The organism is Halodesulfovibrio oceani subsp. galateae, assembly GCF_055397225.1.
The window spans coordinates 318,412-338,065 of the sequence record NZ_AP042453.1 but is presented as its reverse complement, the minus strand read 5'-3'; the positions used below and the strand labels follow the sequence as shown (position 1 = coordinate 338,065).

The following is a 19,654-nucleotide window of genomic DNA, read 5'->3' as shown; positions in this document are numbered from 1 at the left end:
ACTCCGGCAATTATCTATAATTATTCGCTGAGCACACCGGCGATTCGTCTAAAATCATCGCCGCGTGCTTTGTAGTTTGCATACTGGTCAAAGCTTGAAGTCGCAGGTGAAAGCAACATTACGTCACCTTCATGCGCCTTGTGCATTAGTGATCGAGCGGCTTCTTCCATAGATTCATGCCACTCAAGATCAACAACGCCATTCCATGCAGATTCAAAAGCGGTACGACTGTCACCATAAAGTGCAACAGCACGAACATGCTTTTTCAACAAATCTGCAAGAGAGCTCAAATCACCGCCCTTGTAATGACCACCAGCAAGAAGCAAAACAGGTTCTGTAAAACTTTCCAGTGCCGCGCGGACAGAATCAACGGTTGTGGCTTTGGAATCATTAACAAAAACAATCCCACGACCTTTGGCAACCGTTTCCAATGTATGCGGTGCTGCAGAAAAACCTTCAACAGCTGTAAGCGCATCTTCAAGTGTCACACCGAACTGTTTGGTCGCTGCAAAAGCAGCTTCCATGTTCAAGCGATTATGCACACCGTGAAGAGAAGCCTTCACAAATCTACCAGTATCAGAAAACACATGCTGCTCGGCACGCTGCAATCCATCGTTGTTGCTACCAGAAGCAAGCTTCTGCGCTTCTTCACCCAGCAGTGCTTTGTCGCCCTGTTCCATATTGGAGAACAGTTGCAACTTGGCGTCGGTGTATTCCTGCATATCTTTGTGATAATCGAGATGATCTTCGGTTACGTTAAGCAGCACTCCGACAGTCGGACGGAAATGGCGGCATGTCTGTAACTGAAAGCTCGAAACTTCCAGTACAAGAACGTCCGCTTCCTGCTGCTCCAAAACAAACTCACTAAGCGGTGTCCCGATGTTACCACCGAGAAAAACACGCTTTCCGGCTTCACGAAGCATCGCATCGCAAAGACGTACAGTTGTTGTTTTTCCGTTTGTTCCTGTAACCGCAATAGCTGGAATATGAGGCACGCATGACCATGCGAGTTCCATTTCAGCCAGCACTACGGCCTGTTCAGGAATAAACGAAGCAAGCTTGAGCATTGCAACGCCCGGGCTTGGCACTACGATATCTGCGCCTGTAAACTGTTCTGAAGTATGAGGGCCGAATGCGGTTTCGAACCCGCATTCGGCTATAATTTTACGGAAGGATTCCGGAACAGACTCCTCGTTCATGTTCACAATGCGTACAGAGGCACCAAGAGAATGCAGCAACTTTGCAGCGGCCTGACCTGAACGGCCGGTACCGACAACTACGGCTTTGCACCCTGGTGTGACTACCTGTGGTCTATATTCCACGAGTAACTCCTTAACGCAGTTTGAGAACACTGAGAGCCATTACGCCGAGTAGAATCGATATGATCCAGAAGCGGATAATGACTTTAGATTCCGGAATACCACTTATTTCAAAGTGGTGATGGATAGGTGCCATCTTGAATATTCGTTTCTTACGCAGCTTATAGGAACCTACCTGTAAAATTACAGACAGTGTTTCCACAACAAACAAGCCGCCGACAATAACCATCATCAGTTCCTGTTTGCACAGCACAGAAATAAAACCAAGGGTGCCACCAATGGAAAGCGAACCAACATCACCCATAAACACCTGTGCCGGATACGCATTGAACCACAGGAAGCCAAGTCCTGCGCCGACAAGCGCTCCGCAAAACACGGTGATTTCGCCTACACCCGGCACTGCTGCTACTTGTAAGTATTGTGACAATGCAGCGTGACCGGCAATGTATACGAACACGCCGTACACAAGTGCGGTGACAACAGCCGGAACAATGGCAAGGCCATCCATACCGTCTGTAAGGTTCACACCGTTTGATGAGCCGAGAATAACGACCATGGCAAACGGAATATAGAAGAGCCCTAAATCTGGACTCACATTTTTAAAGAGCGGAACATATAATTCAGTAGAGTATGCCGGAAGCTGAACCAACAGGAACAACGCGAGTCCGGAAATAACTATCTGTCCTAAGAATTTGGAGCGGGCAGATAGTCCCTGATTTTCTTTACGGCGTAACTTTGTAAAGTCATCCATAAAACCAACAAGGGCAAACCCTACATATACTAGCAACGTAAGCCAGACATACTGGTTGCTTAAGTCACACCATAAAAGGGTACTTATAATAAGTGAAAACGCGATCAAGATACCGCCCATTGTAGGCGTACCAGCTTTGCCGGTATGACAGGCTACTTCAGACTGAATGTACTGTCCGCATTTGACCTTTTTTAACCAGTTAATAAAATATGGACCTAAGGCAATGGAAAGGATGAGGGCTGTAAGTAACGCCCCAACAGTTCTAAATGAAATGTATTTAAATACATTCAAAAAGCTCAGATCAGAGCTGAGCGGGTAAAGCAGATTATAAAGCACCAGTAATCCCCGTTGTTCTACAACGACAGAAATTGTCGCAGAACACAGAAACAAAACGCTCAAGTTTATTACCTCGGGAACCTTTAAATAAAATGGCTCCGTCGTTTACACCTAGCGTTTTGCACAAGTTAAGAAATTGCTGCGGCGTTTCCACGCAGTGGAATTCCCCGGAAAAGTCAGTCTCATCAAGACCTTCTTTCACCGCATTGCTGTTTTTGCCAATCCAGCACACAACGTCAGCATTAGATTCAGTAATCTTTGTGCCAAGATCTTTGTGTGCCTCGTAAGCCTGCTCCCCCAGTTCCAGCATCTCACCCAATACCAAAACAAGCGGCTTATCTTCTGCCAGCTCAGACGCTGTTTCCAGCGCGCGGACACAAGACAGCGGATTCGAATTGTAACAATCGTCTATAACAAGCCAGTTACCACGCTGGGAACAATTGAACCGTCTTTCCGGTAACGTTGCCTGCGCGAAACCCTGAATTATTTCTGTAGACTTAAGTCCGATAATGTCTGCGGCAGCAGCTACTGCGATTACATTTTCGGCTGCGAACGCGCCCCTGAAAGGAGCAATTACATCGAACTCTTTGCCACATAAGTTAACGCGATATTTCCCCTGAATGTCTGAGACAGCCCCACTGTACTCTGCGTAATACGCACACTCAGGATCTTTAGTGCTGAAATACCGCATTTCATCAAACTTTTTAGTGCATGCTTCTGTCAGGTCAGGATAGTCCGCAGAGACAAGCCCTACACCACCCGGCTGAACATATTTCAAAAGCTGCGACTTGTAGTGAGCTACACCCTTGTCACCCAGACCTTCTGTATGACCTTCACCCACGTTCAAAATAATACCAAGGTCAGGTCGCAAAATGGCACCAAGCTCGTCCATGTCGTCCGGCTTGCTGATACCTGCTTCCATAACCCAATATTTTTCATCACCGGTTGCGCCAAGAATGGACACCGGCAATCCGATCTGATTATTCAAATTAAGATGGTTTCTGGCTGTGGTACCACGGACAGAAAGGACTTCTGCAAGCAGTTCCTTTACAGTTGTTTTGCCCGCAGTTCCAGTAATACCGGTGACAATAGCTTTAGTCAGCAAGCGGTGATATGCCGCCAGTCTTCCAAGAGCCACTACACAATCCTGCACCATCAAAAGTGGTACGCCGCCTTCGTGACATTCCATCTCCATCATCTCATCCATAGAGAAAGGAGGACGTTCTGCCACTATGCCGCATGCACCGCGTTTTAAAGCCGCTTTAGCAAAGTTATGACCATCAAACCGCTCGCCTGAAATACAGAAGAACAGCTCACCGCGCTTCAGCACGCGGCTATCAGTCTGTACGCCAACAAATGCCATATCTTCCGAGTCACCAAGAAATCCGACAGCACCCATTGCGCTCTGAATTTGACCGAGCGTTAACTTCACTAGAGCAACTCCTTAAGAATTGCCTGATCGCTGAATGATACTTTTTTTGTGCCGATAACCTGATAATCTTCGTGGCCTTTACCGGCTACGAGGATACAATCACCAGGATTTGCAATGGATACGGCAAGCTCGAGAGCTTTTTTACGATCCACTTCAACGTGCACTTCTTTACAATCAGCAAGACCCGGCTTCACATCATCGAGAATAGCATCGGGATTTTCTGTACGCGGGTTATCAGAAGTAAGAACCGCGACATCAGTCCCTTTTGCTACTGCCTCACCCATAATCGGACGCTTTGTTCGGTCACGGTCACCACCGCAGCCAAACACGGTGATAATGCGTTCAAATCCTGTCTCACGAAGAGCAGAAAGAACGTTTACCAGCGCATCAGGAGTATGTGCATAGTCTACAAAAGCATAAATGCCTTTGCTGGTCGGAATGCGCTCAAGACGACCGCAAACCCCATTGTATCCTGAAAGGCTTTGCATCTGTGCGGGGGTAAGCCCCATTCCAATCCCTACAGCCATTGCTGCAAGCAGGTTGGAAGCGTTATGTGTGCCTACCATCGGTGAATCAATCGTCCATTCCTTTCCTTCGAAAGTGGTATGGAGTTTGAGACCGTCAACGGTAGATTCTACAATATCACCACGCAGAATACGGCAACCTTCAATTTTTTGATCGGTTAACGTAAAGCCGATACCGTTAGTCAATTCCGGTAATAAACGCTTACCGTAATCGTCATCCAGATTCACAACGCCAAGTTTTGCGACGTCAGGAACTGTGGTAAATAGCTTTTTCTTTGCTTCATAATACGTTTCCATATCACCATGGTAATCCAGATGATCCTGCGTCACGTTTGTGAGCACACCACCGGAGAAATGAATTCCGGCTGATCGGTTCTGATCTAGAGCATGAGAGGATACTTCCATGAATGCATTTTCAACACCGGCAGCTTCCATGCGGGAAAGCAAGGAATGTAATTTCAAACAGTCCGGTGTCGTCATGTTGGCAACTATCTCAGTACCCGGCCAGCGATACGCAACAGTACCGATAACACCGGTTTTGCGTCCTGCCTGAGCAAAGAGATATTCAAGAATACTGGTGACAGTTGTCTTACCGTTTGTGCCGGTAACACCCACCAGTTTCAGGTTAAGATTAGCCGTGCCGAATCGGGCAGAGGCTAATTTGCCGAGAGTTTCTTTAGGATCTTCTGTAATAACAAACACTGCGTCGGCAGGGTCTGTTGGAATATTTTCTTTGCGGCACACAATGTATGCGGCACCATTCTCGATGGCGCTTCCAATAAATTTCCCGCCGTCACAAGAGGCACCTGGAAGCGCGATAAACACGTCTCCCTGCGTCACTTTGCGGGAATCGATATGCAGTGTGAGCAAACCAGTTGCTACTTGCTGCTCCAGCTGTTCCATAGGTATAGACTGCGCCATATTACGATTGCTCCGATAGCCAGAGTGTATATTGCTGTTTACTTCCGGCAGACCACTTTGCACCTGCTGCCGGTTTTTGTTTTTTCACAAAAGCTCCACTACCCTTTACGGAAGGAATAATGCCCTGACGAGCATATACTTCCATTGCGAAGCGTATAGATCTGCCCCGTAAATCAGGAACCGAATTACCGGAAGCCTGAGGCTTGCCGCCAACACCAAAACGTCTTTCACCGTATTTCGGTTTAATCGTCGATGGAGCTGCTGATGCGAGCATACGGGACTTTTCAAAGTCGGGTAATGTGCCATTGAGAGCCATGTACCGCATCGCGATTTCTTTAAACGCTGGCGCGGCAACCTTGCTCCCGTAATAGTTTTTAGCCGGTTCATCAACTACAACTAATGTGATGAACCTCGGATTTTGCGCCGGGACCAGCCCGACGAACGAAGAAGTATACTTGCTGCCGTACCCGCCACTGCGCTTTGCTTTTTGCGCTGTACCTGTTTTTCCGCCAATGGAAACACCAGAGATCGCAGCGCTTTTGCCGGTACCGGAATCAACAACGTCCTGCATCATTTTGAGTACAGTATGAGCTGTTTCTTCTGAAAAAACCCTCTGGGAATTTTCTTTGAGTACTTTTTCATTTAGTGGAAAATTTTTTACCAGCCGCAACGGTTTTCGCACTCCACCGTTTGCAAGAACAAGGAACGCTTCTGCCAATTGAGGCATCGTAGAAGCAAAGCCCTGCCCGAAAGCTGCGTTGGCAAGGTCTACCTGTGTCCATTTATTTAATGGACGTAAAATGCCGGTAGACTGCCCCGCCAGCGGCAGTGCCGCTTTTTTACCAAATCCCAATCGGACAAGGTAATCTCGATACTTAGTGGCACCAAGTTCAAGTCCAATTTTGGCTGTGCCGATATTACTTGAATACGTCAGTACTTTTTTGACAGTGAGCCACTGCATTTTTTTTGTATCGCGGATGCGAACATTATGAAGCTTCCACCTGCCATTTTCACAAAAAAACAGCGTATCCGGCTGAACAACGTTCTCTTCTAATGCTGCTGCTATAAGAAATGGCTTAATAGTCGAACCCATTTCAAAAGCATCCTGCGAGATGCGGTCCCTACGTTGACTGGCAGAATACTGCCCGAACACGTTCGGGTTGAACATAGGAGCCTGAGCCCATGCAAGGATGTCACCACTGGCAACATCAACAACCATCGCTCCGCCCCATTTGGCATCATATGCATTCACTGCATACTGTACTGCCTGTTCAGCAAAAAATTGAATTTCAGAATCAATCGTCAGGGTAACGTTATCACCCTTGAGCGGAGTCGTTTCTTCTGCACCCTGTAAAAAGAGTCTTCGTCCTGCAGCATCTCGCTGCACAACAAATTTTGAAGAAGAGCCAGTAAGCGTTTTGTTAAACGCATATTCAATTCCGGCCAGACCCTTTTCATCTACCCCCACATAACCAAGCAGGTTACCACTCAGCATTTTGTTGGGATATACGCGTCCAAATTCAGTCTGAAGATATACGCCCTTCAGTCCCTGCTTTTTAATAGCAGCAGAAGCTCTGTCGTCGATCTTTCTTTTGATCCAGACAAAGTTCCGACCCTTTTTAATCTTCTTGCGAATATACTTTGGATCAACTCCAAGAATTCTGGCAAGACGAACAGAGACGGTATACGGACTTTCAACTTCATAAGGACGAACAAAAACGGACTTAATAGCAAGAGTAGACGCCAGAACTCTGTTATCTCTGTCGAGAATCTTTCCTCTACGTCCTGTAACTAATTCCGAAGTAAGATGCTGGCGAAGAGCTCTTCCACTCAGGTTTTGGGTATCCACAACCTGAAGACTATATGCGCGTCCCCATAAGGAACACCACACTACTGCAAGACCTACTGCAACGCACAAAAACCGCACACGGCTCCAGTCCCGCTTTTGTGGAGCAGAATCCCGGTTCGCCGAGGCGGTTCTTTTTGATTTGGTAAGTGATCTATTTCGCGTTGCCTTAGCCACGGGCACTCCGTCAATCCTTAACAGGTTTGTTTGCCATGCGCCTTAATTGCCCGACTTGAGCGGCTTGCATACCAAGTCGGGCGGCATCTTTCTTCAGCCTATACGGAGACAGTAAGTTGTCCCGTTCTAACTGAAGTCTTGCTGTATGGGCTTTCTTTTTATTGACGTCTACCTGAAGCTCTTTCAGAGCATAGCCCATGTTCACCTGCTCGATGTTCAACCACACAGTGGTAAGACATAGAGCCAAGGTGACCACTCCGGACAGGATCAATGCAAGAATCCATACATCAAACTTTTTTGCCATCGGCTTCTCGCTACAGTTTTTCAACCACGCGCAATTTTGCACTGGAAGAACGGGAGTTCAACTTACGTTCTTCATCGGTTGCAGTAACTGGCTTTCTGGTTATCAGCTTTACGTTAGGAGTATGGTTACAAATACAAACAGGAATCTGTTTCGGACAAATACATCCGGTAGATTCTTCTTTGAACATGTGTTTAACCATACGGTCTTCCAAAGAATGGAAGGTAATTACCGCAAGTCGTCCACCAGGGCGCAAACGATCCAGAATGCGTTTCAAGAATGCTTCAAGCTCTTCTAATTCGCTGTTGACCACCATACGCAACGCCTGAAAAGTACGTGTTGCAGGATGGTTTCTGGATTTAGCACGCCATTTGGCCGGATACGCTTTTTCGACAATTGAAGCCAACTGTGTAGTTGTTTCAATTGGAGCGATAGATCGTGCTTCGAGAATTGCTTTTGCAATACGTCCGCACATTGGATCTTCGCCGTATCGACCAATAATAAATTTAATTTTTTCGTATGTGGCCTTGTTAACGATAGAACTCGCAGGCGGCATGCCACCGGACGGGTCCATACGCATATCAAGCGGGCCTTCTGTCTTAAAGCTGAAACCGCGTTCCGGCTGGTCGATCTGCATGGAAGAAACACCGATATCCAGAAGTGCTCCGTCCAGCTCGTCCCAGTTCACATCACGCAAAACCATTTCAAATTCGCTGAATCTGGCATGGGCGGTTACAACATTATCTCCAAACGGCTCAAGGCGCTTGCGGGCGCGCTCAAGCGTATCAAGATCTCTATCGATACCGAGAAGATGCGCTTTTCCTTCAGTTTTTTTCAACAAAGCTTCGCTATGCCCAGCAAGACCAAGTGTGCCATCTAAGTAGTAGCCACCCGGCTTAGGGTCGAGATAGTCGATCACTTCGTTCAGCAATACAGAGACATGGTCGTCCCATACTTGCTGGTTTTGTGCGCCATCCTGTTCGGAAGTCATTACTAATCACCTTATTCCTAAATCGGGAAATCAATCCCGCTTTCTGTTAATTCATCGGCAACGTCATCAAAGTTGAGTGTCATCAACTCTTCAAAACGAGTGTTATCCCAAATCTCGAACTTGCTTCCCTGCCCAACAAGCACTATTTCTTTCTGAAGTCCACCATAAGCTACATGGTCGGCAGGAATTCGTATGCGTCCCTGCTTGTCCACAATAATTTCTTCGGCTCCGCCAATAACGAGTCTTCGGAAATGACGCAACTTAAGAGATGGATTTTTTAGGCGATGGAATTTTTGTTCGAACTCTTCCCAATCAGGCAATGGAAATCCCATCACGCACCTGTCATAGGTAGTAAGGATGAGAGTCCCGCCTTCTGAGCGAGATAAAAGGATGTCCCTAAAGGCAGTAGGCAGCATTACTCTGCCTTTATTGTCGAGACTTCGGTGGGATCGGCCTCTGAAATACATACGTCACCTCTACCACCTTTTACCACACTTTACCACCCCCTCTATTATAAGAATGGTATAGGACGCAAAGTTGTAACTAGGCGTATGTAAACTAAAACCGGTTTCACACCTCAATAGCTCTTGACAATATGTCGCAAATCACAAAATATCGATACCATGAGAACTAAAATTATTGCCACCATTGGTCCGGCCAGTAATTCCAGACAGAAATTGTCTGAACTTATTGAAGCTGGTGTACGAATTTTCAGGCTTAACTTCTCGCATGGCGATGCAACCATGTTTGAAGGTCTTATTGCACTTATCCGCGAACTCGAAACAGAGTACGACACACCTATTACAATTCTTCAGGACCTTTCCGGCCCTAAGATGCGTATTGGTCAGCTCAGCGAAGATAGCTACACGCTGAAAAAACATGACCGTCTTGTACTCGGCCCTTCAGGTTCCGAACACGTGCGTCAACTTCCATTTATCCCGTTTGATGTTCCTGCGATCATGGAAACACTGGAAATCGGCGACAAGATCGTCCTTGCAGATGGTGTACTTCCATTCCGCGTGACTGAAAAACTCGACCTCGGCGCATTCGAGATCGAATGCCGTAACGACGGATTCCTGACCTCCCGTAAAGGTCTTGCTCTTCCAGGTAAGCCGATCAATCTTCCGGCTATGACTGATAAAGACAAGAAAGACCTGGGTGACGGCCTGCGTCTCGGCGTTGATGCTTGCGCACTCTCCTTTGTTCAGACTCCTGAAGACATTGAAGTAGCTCGCAAAATCATCCTTGAAGCTGGAAAGAACATTCCAATTATCGCAAAACTCGAACGCCAGAATTCTGTTAATAACCTCGATGCAATCCTCGAAGTTACTGACATCATCATGGTTGCCCGTGGTGACCTTGGTGTTGAGTGCCCGCTTCCGCAGCTTCCTGCTATGCAGAAACGCATTATCGAAGCATGTAACCGCGCAGGCAAACCTGTAATCGTTGCAACCCAGATGCTTCTGTCCATGGTGAACAACCCTGTTCCTACCCGTGCAGAAACTACTGACGTAGCGAACGCTATCCTCGACGGCACTGACTGTCTTATGCTCTCTGAAGAAACCGCTATGGGTAACTTCCCGGTTCAGACAGTTAAGTACATGACTAACATCGCTCAGGAAGCAGAAAAATACTACTTTGAGCAGGAACGCGACATGACTCCAAGCAAAGGTCAGTCCACACCGGACTTCCTTGCATACTCTGCATGTCTCATGGCTGAAAAAGTAGAAGCTAAAGCACTTGTATGTCATTCCAACAGTGGCGCATCTGCTCGACTTATGTCTGCCCGCCGCCCGAACCAGCTCGTTCACGCACTGACTCCAAACGAAAATGTTCGTCGTGCATTGAACTTCTCATGGGGTGTTGTAACCGATCCGGTTGACAAATCTATTGAAGCCCACCTACAAAGGGCTGAAACATTTGTTGAAACATCCCCTGAATTCCGTGCTGGTGATCGCGTTGTTATTACTGCAGGACAGCCAAAATCCGGAGGACAAGCCAGGGGTACAAACTTGGTTAAAATCTACCATAAGTAAGTATGACAACTGATCACTCCGCTGCTTCCGAAAGCTTTAGAGAGGCGTATTACCAGATAGCAAAGTCTATTCTGGAAAGCTTCCCGAAATACAGGCCACCACTGGATCTGTTTGTGTTTAAAGATGAGTCTGCCACGCTTGAGACCTATTGCCGTAAAGGCCATAGACTCTCCAATGATCAGGTAGATGAAGTCCACAAGCTATGTGCCAATGGAAGCCTGTTTGTAGCCCGAGCAGACCATGCGGTTTACTTTAAGCATATTGTCAAACAGCTTGACCTTGTGCTTGTTGATGAAAACTTGAAACAGACTGAAATCGCTGAAGTTATTATTCAGGCGTTAACCATCCGTCTTGAAGAATTTATTGACCAGCCTGTACGCCCAGTGTTTGAAACATTGTACAAGGATGTCATGGTCTTCACCGAGTTTCTTTCTCATGACAAGTTCCGCATTAAGCTCTTCATGCGTCGCCTAGCACTGAAAGAGCATACGCTCAGTTCGCACTCTTTTAATACTGCGACTGCCGGACTCTGGCTCTTCTTTGAAACCCGTAAGGACTTCAAACGCAGAGATTTAGACAAGGTTGCGCTGGCACTGCTTTTACATGATATTGGAATGTCAAAAGTACCTTCCTTTATCTTGTCCAAAACAGAGCCACTTAAACGCGACGAGCGGGCAAAGATCATCGAACACGCCCTTCAAGGCGGTAAGGTGGTACACAAGCTTGGTTTTGCTTTCGACGAAATGGTGCAGGCTATTATGCAACACCATGAGCGGCTGGATGGGTCAGGGTACCCTAACAAACTTAAAGGTGATGATATAGGTTGGTTCGGCAGAATTACTGCTGTTGCAGATTCTTTCAGCGCGATGATTACAGACCGTAATTACGCAAAGGCGTTGCCGCCTGCTGAAGCTGCTGCGTCCCTTCAAAAGGACGACAAACGATACGACAGCAAATACACTGCGCTGCTTAACGCGGCATACGCCACCAATCAGTTTTAGCATCACCGCTATTACGCCCATAAGAGACCACTGTTTTTCAGTGGTCTTTTTTTATGCCTGCTGTTCTGCCCCTCCCTGAACCGCACATGATTATTCCCCTGCACAATCTCTTAGAATAGCTATCATACTCATATATAGAGTACAGTTTACTGGCCACAACACGCAAAAGGACACACATGAATGCGTAAACGGACTGCTATTCTTCCATCTGTGCTCATAGCTGTATTGCTCCTGCTTGGAGTAATATGGTTCTTTGTTGCGCAACAAAACAGCAACTCCCCTCGCGTATTACGGGTCGCCGAGGCGCAGCGTGGCAGTGTAACTGTGCAGCTGAAATCCACAGGTATCATTCAGCCGCAAGTTGGTGCCATTGTAAAAACTGGTACCCGCGCAACTGGCGTTATTGAACGTATGCTCGTTCAAGTCGGTGATAATGTGGAAAAAGGTGTGCTCATTGCAAAAATCGACGATAGAGAACAACGGGCGCAATATCTGGTTCAAGAAGCAGCATTGAGACAGGCACAGGCAGATCTGGCTAACGTTAACAAGACATTCCCCATTCAAATTGAACAGGCTCAGGAAACACTTAACGGCTCACTTGCTGAACAACGCTTCACGTACCTCACATGGCAGCGCAATACAGCACTTGTGGCCACTGGCGTACTGGAACAATCTGCTCTTGATGAAGCCTATCAAAACTATGTTTTGGCAGTAACTCAGGCCAAAGCAAATGAAGATGCTCTTCACCTTTTGGAAGAAAACTATGTCACGGCGATCATTAATGCAGTTGAAACGGTTGCGTCCGCACAAGCGCAGCTGGAAAACGAGAGTATCCAAATCAGCTATACAGAAATTTATGCTCCCATAACCGGCCTTGTCAGTCAGGTGACGGCGCAGGAAGGCGAAACCGTAGTCGCAGGTTTACAGGTTGCAAACCTTATTACCATCCTCGACCCTACCCGTCTTGAAATGCTGATCTATGTCGACGAAACAGACGTTGGAACCGTAGCTCGCGGCATGGCGGTTAACTTTACGGTTGATGCGTACCCCAATGTAATTTTCAGAGGAATGGTTGCTGACATTTATCCCGAAGCTGTCGTGCAGGACAACATAGTCTACTATCAAGCCCTTGTACCACTTACACCAGAAACAGCTCTCCAGCTCCGGCCGAAGATGACAACTCAATGTTCCATCATAACCAAGGAAATTGATAGCGTACTGGTCGTTCCTAATGACGCAATCAAATGGGTAGATGGTAAAAAGTATATCTATGTTGTTGATGCTGACGACAATGCAACGCCAGTTTCACCAACGCTCGGAATCATGGGAGAAAACAACACCGAAATCATCTCAGGTGTTGAGGAAGGCGATAAGGTTGCCACGCGCGTCATCATTCCAACTATAGAAACTGAAGACGACAAGTAAACAATATGAACAAGCCAGTAATTGAAACAAAAGGGTTAACACGAACCTTTTCTCAAGGTGGACTAACTATCAGTGCGGTTAAGCCTCTTGATATGATCATCAATCACGGAGAACTTGTTGCAATACAGGGAACTTCCGGCTCGGGTAAATCCACCTTGCTCCATCTTCTTGCGCTACTCGATCGCCCCACTGCCGGTGCATATTTTCTTGATGGTACAGACACAGCAAAGATGTCTGACAACGAACAAAGTGACGCCCGAAACAAACTCACCGGCATTGTATTCCAAAATTTCTACCTCATCCCATATGCCACTGCCGCTGAGAATGTTATGCTTCCTGGTCTCTACCGACGTGGAAAACAAACTCGAATACGCCAACGCGCTGAAGAACTTCTCGACTCAGTAGGACTCGGAGATCGAATCAACTTTAAGCCCTCCAGCCTTTCCGGTGGACAGCAACAACGTGTGGCACTGGCGCGTGCATTGTTTAATAACCCACCGCTTTTACTGGCGGATGAGCCCACAGGTCAGCTGGACACACATACCAGTAACGAAATCCTCGACCTGTTTGAGAAAATTAACGAGACCGGAAAAACCATCATACTCGTTACGCATGATCCGCTCACAGCAAACAGCGCCAGACGCCGCATCGTTTTTAAAGACGGCGAAGTCATAAGCGACCAAGAACAAGAATCTGTCCGCAACAAGAAAAGCCCGCAGACAGTTTCATAGAATAAATAACAACAAGCGAGGATACATTATGTATAAGCAACTAATTACATTTCTTTTTGCAGTGGCATTTGTAGTATCTGCTGTTCCCGCTTCAACGGCATCAGCGGCTATAAGATTTGCAGTACCGCCATGGCCCGGTGCGATGGTAAAAACAGAAGTTGCCTCCCAGATACTTGAAGCAATCGGATACGAGACATCCACTACATCCATGGACGCAGGTGAAGCCTACAAGGATCTTGGGGACGGTAAAATTGATGTATTTATGAGCGCATGGCTTCCGACACAGGAGATGCTACTTCAACCGCTTTTAAAGAAAAAAACTATACGGATAGCAGGCGTTAACGTTCAGAGCACCCACACCGGCCTCTGTGTTCCGGGATACGTTAATGCTGAAGGTGTTAAAAGCATTGCCGACCTCGCACCTAATGCCAAAAAATTTGATTCCACGATCTACACAACGGAACCAACCTCCGGCATGTATATTCTTGTCGAAGATCTCATAAAAAAAGATTTTGAAGGACTCGGCAGCTGGAATCAGAAAGGTGAACGTGTAGACAAGATGCTCGACGACGTAATCAAAGCCTTCAAAGATAAAAAATGGATTGTATTCAGCTGCTGGGAACCACACTGGATGAACCTGACTCTCGACATGCGTTACCTGAAAGCCATGCCCGGTTCCACCAAGCTTATATCAGAGAGTACCATCAACACCCTTATCCGAACTGACATTAAAACAGAATACCCGGACGCATTCATGATTCTCTCACGATTCAACGTAAGCAAACTCACACAAGGCAAATGGACATACGATGTTTCATTGAAAAAACAGACTGTTGAAGAAACTGCTACAGCATGGATTAAAGGGAACCTTGGCGTTGTTCGACAATGGTTAGGTAATCTAAAAGGTGCAAACGGCGAACGGGCTGTGGATATAATAGAAACAAAGTTTTAAATTTACCAAAACCGAACTTGACAATTTTGTAGAACAACTTGTAGAAGGAACCCATGAACAAACTCAACACCAATACCTTTTTTGCGTTTTTTGGTTTCCGCGGCATTCAGGCCTGCGGATCGGTTGAGTGTGTTCGAACGTAACACAATATAGCTCTATACACCGATGAAACCGCAGGCGAAAGCCTGCGGTTTTTTTTTGCACTTAATTACAAGGGGAAGATACATGTTACTAGGACTTGGAAGCATTGAAACCGCACTGCCGTACTGGCTTTGCATTCTATCTACAATTGGTTGCGTTGCTTACGGAATTAAGAACTGGAACAACGCAGGCGAGCCTGACACCGTTACAGCTGAAGTTGAATCAATAGTGCAAGACTGCACGAACAAATAAGAGGGGAATCTGACGTGGCCGTCAAACTCATTACCGCAATGCTGTACTTTGCAGCAGTTTTTTATCTGGGCTGGAAAGGCTGGAAGGAGACCAAGGGCGCAAGCGACTACATGCTTGCTGGCCGCTCGGTTAACCCGTTCATTATGGCCATGTCATATGGTGCTACATTCGTATCCACCTCCGCCATCATCGGCTTCGGTGGTGTGGCGGCAATGTTCGGTATGCCGCTGCTCTGGCTTGCCTTCCTTACCATCTTCGTGGGTGTATTCATCGCGATGGTATTCCTTGGCAAACGTACACGCCGCATGGGGCTTACTCTCAACTGTCACACGTTCCCAGAACTGTTAGGCAAGCGCTACAATTCTAAATTTGTGCAGTCCTTCTCCGGCGGAATCATCTTTTTCTTCATCCCAGTCTACGCAGCAGCTGTGCTCACAGGGATCTGCCGTATGACTGAGGTGTCCCTCGGTTTACCATACGAATGGATGCTCATCGGTATTACAGCTATTCTTTCCCTCTACGTGATCACTGGCGGCATGAAAGCCGTAATGTACACAGATGCGTTTCAGGGTACAATTATGGCAGCCATGATGGTCTTCCTGCTCGGGTACACATACTACCTGCTCGGCGGAGTTATTCCCGCGCATGAAAAGCTCACAGCCATGGCACATCTCATGCCTGAAGCACTCCAGAAAGGCGGAATCCTCGGCTGGACACAGGGCTCAGCGCAAGGCACACCGCTCTGGCTCGTTATCTACACCACCCTCGTCTACGGCGTAGGTATCGGCGTATTGGCACAGCCGCAGCTTGCTGTTCGTTTCATGACTGTAGCCAGTGACAAGGAGCTCAACAGAGCTGTCCTCTACGGTGCAATTTTCCTTCTGCTCACAGTGTTCGTAATCTTTGTTGTAGGCGCGCTTTCCAATGCTATCTTCCTCGACCAATACGGCAAGATCAGCATCCAAATGGCTGGCGGGAACCTCGACAAAATTATTCCGGTATTCATCGAAAGTATTATGCCGCCATGGTTCTCCGCAGCGTTCCTTCTCGCAATGTTTGCCGCTGCCATGTCTACACTTTCAAGCCAATTCCACATTGGCGGTACATCACTCGCACATGATGTATCTCAGGTAGTCATGCCGACAAAACGCGATTCCAAGCAAGTGAACCAGCTCGGTATTATCGCAACAATTCTTGCCACACTCATCTGGGCATGGCTGCTTCCTCCGTCCATCGTTGCACGCGCAACCGCGTTCTTCTTCGGACTCACAGGTGCAGCATTCCTTCCGGCATACGTCTTCGGACTCTACTGGAAAGGCATGACCAAAGCCGGAGCAAAAACATCCATGGTCGGCGGTTTCACCGTATCCATGCTCTGGATGCTCTTCATCCATAAAAAAGAAGCCGTAGCAATCGGCCTCTGCAAAGCGCTCTTCGGTAAAGCCACACTCGTAGCAGACGCTGCACCGGGCAGCACAATGTTCCTGCTCCAGTGGGTTGATCCAAACGTAGTTGCGTTGCCAGTGGCCATTACTATAGCTGTAGTCGTAAGCCTCGTATCTCGCAGCCTTGCGGAAGAACACATTCAGCTTTGCTGGCAAAATAATTAATTACGGCTGACGGGGGGGGGAGAGATGCTTTATGTGTTTGTCTCCGACGGCTCTTCGAGAACTCTCCGAGGGGCAAGGGCGCACCCCAAGGGCACTTGTTCCCGTACGGCTCGAAGATCGCCTACGGTTGACTGGCGCTGCACCTGCACCCGCAAGGGGAACGCCCCCTTGACCGCGATTAACCGCGTTTCCACTTAGCAGGAAATGTTGTTGGAAGCCGCGAACACGTTACCTTTCCATTATCAATTAAAAACGGGTTGTCCTATCTATAAGGGCAGCCCGTTCTTTATTATGTAAAACATATTTCCAATCAACAACGGTTTGTTCTCAAAGACTCCCGTAACGGATAGTTAGCTTATTCGCGGCTTCCAACATGAATGTTTCAAGATTTAGACGCGAATAAAAGGGTCAAGGGGCGAGCCCCTTGCGGGTACAGGGCAGAGCCCTTGTCTCTCGGAGAGCCGTCGGAGACTCATCGAAGAGTTCTTACCCCACCGCCGGAGGCTTCATTCCCATTACATTTTTCGACTATATCGAAAAAATCATACTTTTCCGCTTTATCGAACTTGACATTTTTGTCTTATAACGTGTAGTAATTGACCTATGGAAACAATCAACCGCCATATGAATAGCTATTTTTATGCATATTATGGTTACCGCGTCATCAAGACCTGCGGATCGGTTGAGTGCGTGTAAGGCGCACAGATTATGGAAATTATACCGACGAACCGCAGGTGAAAGCCTGCGGTTTTTTTTATGCAAAAGGAGGACATTATGCTGTTAGGACTCGGAAGTATCGAGACTGCTTTGCCTTACTGGCTTTGCATCATATCCACCATCGGCTGTGTTGCGTACGGCATTGCGAATTGGAACAATGCGGGAACGCCGGACACAGTGAATATTGAATCGTTGGTGCAGGAAAGCACCGATAAGTAACGGGAGAAATACGACATGGCCGTCAAACTGATTACCTCACTGCTCTACTTCGGGATCGTCTTCTACTTAGGCTGGAAAGGATGGAAGGAAACAAAAAACGCCGGAGACTACATGCTCGCCGGACGTTCTGTTAACCCATTCGTTATGGCTATGTCGTACGGTGCAACCTTTATTTCCACTTCAGCCATTATCGGCTTTGGTGGCGTCGCGGCAATGTTCGGCATGTCGCTTCTGTGGCTGGCATTCTTAAATATTTTTGTGGGAATTTTTATTGCGATGGTGTTTTTGGGCAAACGCACCCGTCGCATGGGCTTAGTTCTTAACTGTCACACTTTTCCGGAACTACTTGGCAAACGCTACCATTCAAAATTTATTCAAGGGTTTTCCGGCGGCATCATTTTCTTCTTCATTCCGGTATACGCTGCTGCGGTTTTAACCGGTATCTGCCGCATGACAGAAGTTTCTTTAGGGTTACCATACGAGTGGATGCTTATAGGTATTACTGCCATCTTATCCCTTTACGTTATTACTGGCGGCATGAAAGCCGTTATGTACACAGACGCATTTCAGGGAACAATTATGGTTGGTATGATGGTCTTCTTACTGGGCTACACCTACTACATGCTCGGTGGCGTTGTTCCTGCACATGAGGCTCTCACTTCTATGGCAAATCTTGTTCCTGAGTCATTGCAGAAAGGCGGAATCATAGGCTGGACACAAGGCACAGAAACAGGCTCACCATTGTGGCTCGTTATCTACACAACTATTGTTTACGGCGTAGGTATCGGTGTACTTGCTCAGCCACAGCTTGCCGTTCGATTCATGACCGTTTCCAGCGACAAGGAATTAAACCGCGCGGTTCTGTACGGTTCCATTTTTATCCTGCTCACCATTGGTGTCGTTTACGTAGTAGGCGCACTTTCCAATGCAATTTTCTTCAACCAGTTTGGTAAAATCAGCATTCACATGGCTGGTGGCAACCTTGATAAAATTGTCCCTATTTTTATTGAAAAAGTAATGCCACCTTGGTTTTCTGCCATGTTTTTGCTGGCTATGTTTGCGGCAGCCATGTCCACCCTCTCCAGCCAGTTCCACATTGGTGGTACCTCTCTCGCTCATGATGTTTCAAGGAACATCATGCATAGTAAAAGCAAACTGAGCGCTTCATCCATAAGCCAACTCGGTATTGTTGCTACTATCATTGCCACTCTTGTATGGGCATGGCTGCTTCCTCCATCCATTGTTGCACGTGCTACAGCGTTCTTCTTTGGATTAAGCGGCGCAACATTCTTACCTGCATACGTTTTCGGTCTTTACTGGAAAGGTATGACAAAGACTGGAGCCAAGGTTTCCATAGTGGGTGGCTTTACCGTTTCAATGTTGTGGATGCTGTTCATCCATAAAAAAGAAGCAGCGGCTATCGGCCTGTGTGAAGCACTGTTTGGCAAAGTAACACTTGTTGCAGATGCAGCTCCGGGCAGCACCATGTTTCTTCTCCAGTGGGTTGACCCGAACGTAGTTGCTCTGCCGATATCTATTGCATTGGCTGTAGGGGTTAGTCTTGTGTCCCGCAGCCTCGCTAAAGAGCACATTCAGCTTTGCTGGCAGAACTGCTCGTAGTTTCGTAAAAATTGAGACCCGTATGGTAGCAGAAAAAACACAGCAGTTTGAAGCAATTTAAATCTGCACAGAGCATGTGTTTTTTCTGCTACCTGCACGGAACCTCTTTTAATATTTATTTAGTCAAAAGAACGATTGGTGTACGCGTTGAGCCTGTCTCACTCCATACAAACGTCTCTGTAGATACATTTCCTGCCTTATGTATCTACCTAGGTTGAAAACATCCCGAACTTGCTTTCACACGGGCACCAGTCATTGATGCTCCCTCCCTGGAGCGTCACAGTTCTTTTGAATCCCCCAGCGTCCGGCCTCGCAGTGTGTGCGTGATGCCGGACGCACTTTTTATAAGCAA

At 47.2% G+C, this 19,654-nt stretch carries 17 protein-coding genes; 9 read left to right on the top strand and 8 right to left on the bottom strand.

Features of this window, described 5'->3' with window-relative positions; all coding sequences use genetic code 11:
• Positions 1-20: 20 nt before the first annotated feature.
• Genes murD through mraZ form a run of 8 tightly spaced genes read right to left on the bottom strand, consistent with a single transcriptional unit; the run spans position 21 to position 9,065 of the window.
• Entirely contained in the window at positions 21-1,322 is a 1,302-nt protein-coding gene (gene murD, locus ACZ5V1_RS01425) for a UDP-N-acetylmuramoyl-L-alanine--D-glutamate ligase (RefSeq protein WP_464390269.1), read from the bottom strand.
• A gap of 10 nt (positions 1,323-1,332) precedes the next feature.
• Positions 1,333-2,406 (bottom strand): phospho-N-acetylmuramoyl-pentapeptide-transferase, encoded by a 1,074-nt coding sequence (mraY, locus tag ACZ5V1_RS01420; RefSeq protein ID WP_464390268.1) that lies wholly within the window; start codon positions 2,404-2,406, stop codon positions 1,333-1,335.
• Positions 2,396-3,838, bottom strand: coding sequence for a UDP-N-acetylmuramoyl-tripeptide--D-alanyl-D-alanine ligase (locus ACZ5V1_RS01415; protein ID WP_464390267.1), 1,443 nt, complete (start codon positions 3,836-3,838; stop codon positions 2,396-2,398). Before ACZ5V1_RS01415 ends, mraY begins: the two co-directional genes overlap by 11 nt.
• Positions 3,838-5,283, bottom strand: coding sequence for a UDP-N-acetylmuramoyl-L-alanyl-D-glutamate--2,6-diaminopimelate ligase (locus ACZ5V1_RS01410; protein WP_464390266.1), 1,446 nt, complete (start codon positions 5,281-5,283; stop codon positions 3,838-3,840). The genes ACZ5V1_RS01415 and ACZ5V1_RS01410 overlap by 1 nt, the downstream gene beginning before the upstream one ends.
• 1 nt (position 5,284) lies before the next feature.
• The gene (locus ACZ5V1_RS01405; RefSeq protein WP_464390265.1) at positions 5,285-7,306 is read right to left on the bottom strand and encodes a penicillin-binding transpeptidase domain-containing protein; all 2,022 of its coding nucleotides are present in this window, start codon (positions 7,304-7,306) and stop codon (positions 5,285-5,287) included.
• A gap of 10 nt (positions 7,307-7,316) precedes the next feature.
• On the bottom strand, positions 7,317-7,610 hold the full coding sequence (locus ACZ5V1_RS01400; RefSeq protein WP_464390264.1) for a hypothetical protein: 294 nt from the start codon (positions 7,608-7,610) through the stop codon (positions 7,317-7,319).
• 10 nt (positions 7,611-7,620) lie between these two features.
• Positions 7,621-8,598, bottom strand: a complete 978-nt coding sequence (rsmH, locus tag ACZ5V1_RS01395) for a 16S rRNA (cytosine(1402)-N(4))-methyltransferase RsmH (protein WP_464390263.1) — start codon at positions 8,596-8,598, stop codon at positions 7,621-7,623.
• 17 nt (positions 8,599-8,615) lie between these two features.
• Positions 8,616-9,065 (bottom strand): division/cell wall cluster transcriptional repressor MraZ, encoded by a 450-nt coding sequence (gene mraZ, locus ACZ5V1_RS01390; protein ID WP_464385521.1) that lies wholly within the window; start codon positions 9,063-9,065, stop codon positions 8,616-8,618.
• A gap of 156 nt (positions 9,066-9,221) precedes the next feature.
• On the opposite strand from mraZ, the gene pyk reads away from it, so the two are divergent.
• The 9 genes from pyk to ACZ5V1_RS01345 all read left to right on the top strand — a co-directional run bounded on the left by pyk (position 9,222) and on the right by ACZ5V1_RS01345 (position 19,302).
• Positions 9,222-10,634: a pyruvate kinase gene (gene pyk, locus ACZ5V1_RS01385; RefSeq protein ID WP_160716867.1), complete on the top strand. Its 1,413-nt coding sequence runs from the start codon at positions 9,222-9,224 to the stop codon at positions 10,632-10,634.
• Positions 10,635-10,636: 2 nt separating this feature from the next.
• A complete protein-coding gene (locus tag ACZ5V1_RS01380; protein ID WP_464390262.1) occupies positions 10,637-11,635 on the top strand; it encodes an HD-GYP domain-containing protein in 999 nt (332 codons plus the stop codon).
• 180 nt (positions 11,636-11,815) lie between these two features.
• Complete coding sequence (locus ACZ5V1_RS01375; protein WP_464390261.1) at positions 11,816-13,060, top strand: efflux RND transporter periplasmic adaptor subunit; 1,245 nt, start codon at positions 11,816-11,818, stop codon at positions 13,058-13,060.
• A 5-nt stretch (positions 13,061-13,065) separates the two neighbouring features.
• Entirely contained in the window at positions 13,066-13,791 is a 726-nt protein-coding gene (locus ACZ5V1_RS01370; protein ID WP_464390260.1) for an ABC transporter ATP-binding protein, read from the top strand.
• Between the two features lie 28 nt (positions 13,792-13,819).
• Complete coding sequence (locus ACZ5V1_RS01365; RefSeq protein ID WP_464390259.1) at positions 13,820-14,743, top strand: glycine betaine ABC transporter substrate-binding protein; 924 nt, start codon at positions 13,820-13,822, stop codon at positions 14,741-14,743.
• Positions 14,744-14,968: 225 nt separating this feature from the next.
• Positions 14,969-15,136, top strand: a complete 168-nt coding sequence (locus tag ACZ5V1_RS01360) for a symporter small accessory protein (RefSeq protein ID WP_162859884.1) — start codon at positions 14,969-14,971, stop codon at positions 15,134-15,136.
• A gap of 14 nt (positions 15,137-15,150) precedes the next feature.
• Positions 15,151-16,746: a sodium:solute symporter family protein gene (locus ACZ5V1_RS01355; RefSeq protein ID WP_464390258.1), complete on the top strand. Its 1,596-nt coding sequence runs from the start codon at positions 15,151-15,153 to the stop codon at positions 16,744-16,746.
• 774 nt (positions 16,747-17,520) lie between these two features.
• The gene (locus ACZ5V1_RS01350; RefSeq protein WP_464390257.1) at positions 17,521-17,682 is read left to right on the top strand and encodes a symporter small accessory protein; all 162 of its coding nucleotides are present in this window, start codon (positions 17,521-17,523) and stop codon (positions 17,680-17,682) included.
• A 15-nt stretch (positions 17,683-17,697) separates the two neighbouring features.
• On the top strand, positions 17,698-19,302 hold the full coding sequence (locus ACZ5V1_RS01345) for a sodium:solute symporter family protein (RefSeq protein WP_464390256.1): 1,605 nt from the start codon (positions 17,698-17,700) through the stop codon (positions 19,300-19,302).
• Positions 19,303-19,654 lie beyond the last annotated feature (352 nt).

Coding starts and splice junctions, on each gene's coding strand:
- ACZ5V1_RS01345 (WP_464390256.1), top strand. CDS start 17,698: ATGGCCGTCAAACTGATTACCTCACTGCTCTACTTCGGGATCGTCTTC.
- ACZ5V1_RS01360 (WP_162859884.1), top strand. CDS start 14,969: ATGTTACTAGGACTTGGAAGCATTGAAACCGCACTGCCGTACTGGCTT.
- pyk (WP_160716867.1), top strand. CDS start 9,222: ATGAGAACTAAAATTATTGCCACCATTGGTCCGGCCAGTAATTCCAGA.
- rsmH (WP_464390263.1), bottom strand. CDS start 8,598: ATGACTTCCGAACAGGATGGCGCACAAAACCAGCAAGTATGGGACGAC.
- ACZ5V1_RS01380 (WP_464390262.1), top strand. CDS start 10,637: ATGACAACTGATCACTCCGCTGCTTCCGAAAGCTTTAGAGAGGCGTAT.
- mraZ (WP_464385521.1), bottom strand. CDS start 9,065: ATGTATTTCAGAGGCCGATCCCACCGAAGTCTCGACAATAAAGGCAGA.
- ACZ5V1_RS01375 (WP_464390261.1), top strand. CDS start 11,816: ATGCGTAAACGGACTGCTATTCTTCCATCTGTGCTCATAGCTGTATTG.
- ACZ5V1_RS01350 (WP_464390257.1), top strand. CDS start 17,521: ATGCTGTTAGGACTCGGAAGTATCGAGACTGCTTTGCCTTACTGGCTT.
- ACZ5V1_RS01370 (WP_464390260.1), top strand. CDS start 13,066: ATGAACAAGCCAGTAATTGAAACAAAAGGGTTAACACGAACCTTTTCT.
- ACZ5V1_RS01410 (WP_464390266.1), bottom strand. CDS start 5,283: ATGGCGCAGTCTATACCTATGGAACAGCTGGAGCAGCAAGTAGCAACT.
- ACZ5V1_RS01365 (WP_464390259.1), top strand. CDS start 13,820: ATGTATAAGCAACTAATTACATTTCTTTTTGCAGTGGCATTTGTAGTA.
- ACZ5V1_RS01400 (WP_464390264.1), bottom strand. CDS start 7,610: ATGGCAAAAAAGTTTGATGTATGGATTCTTGCATTGATCCTGTCCGGA.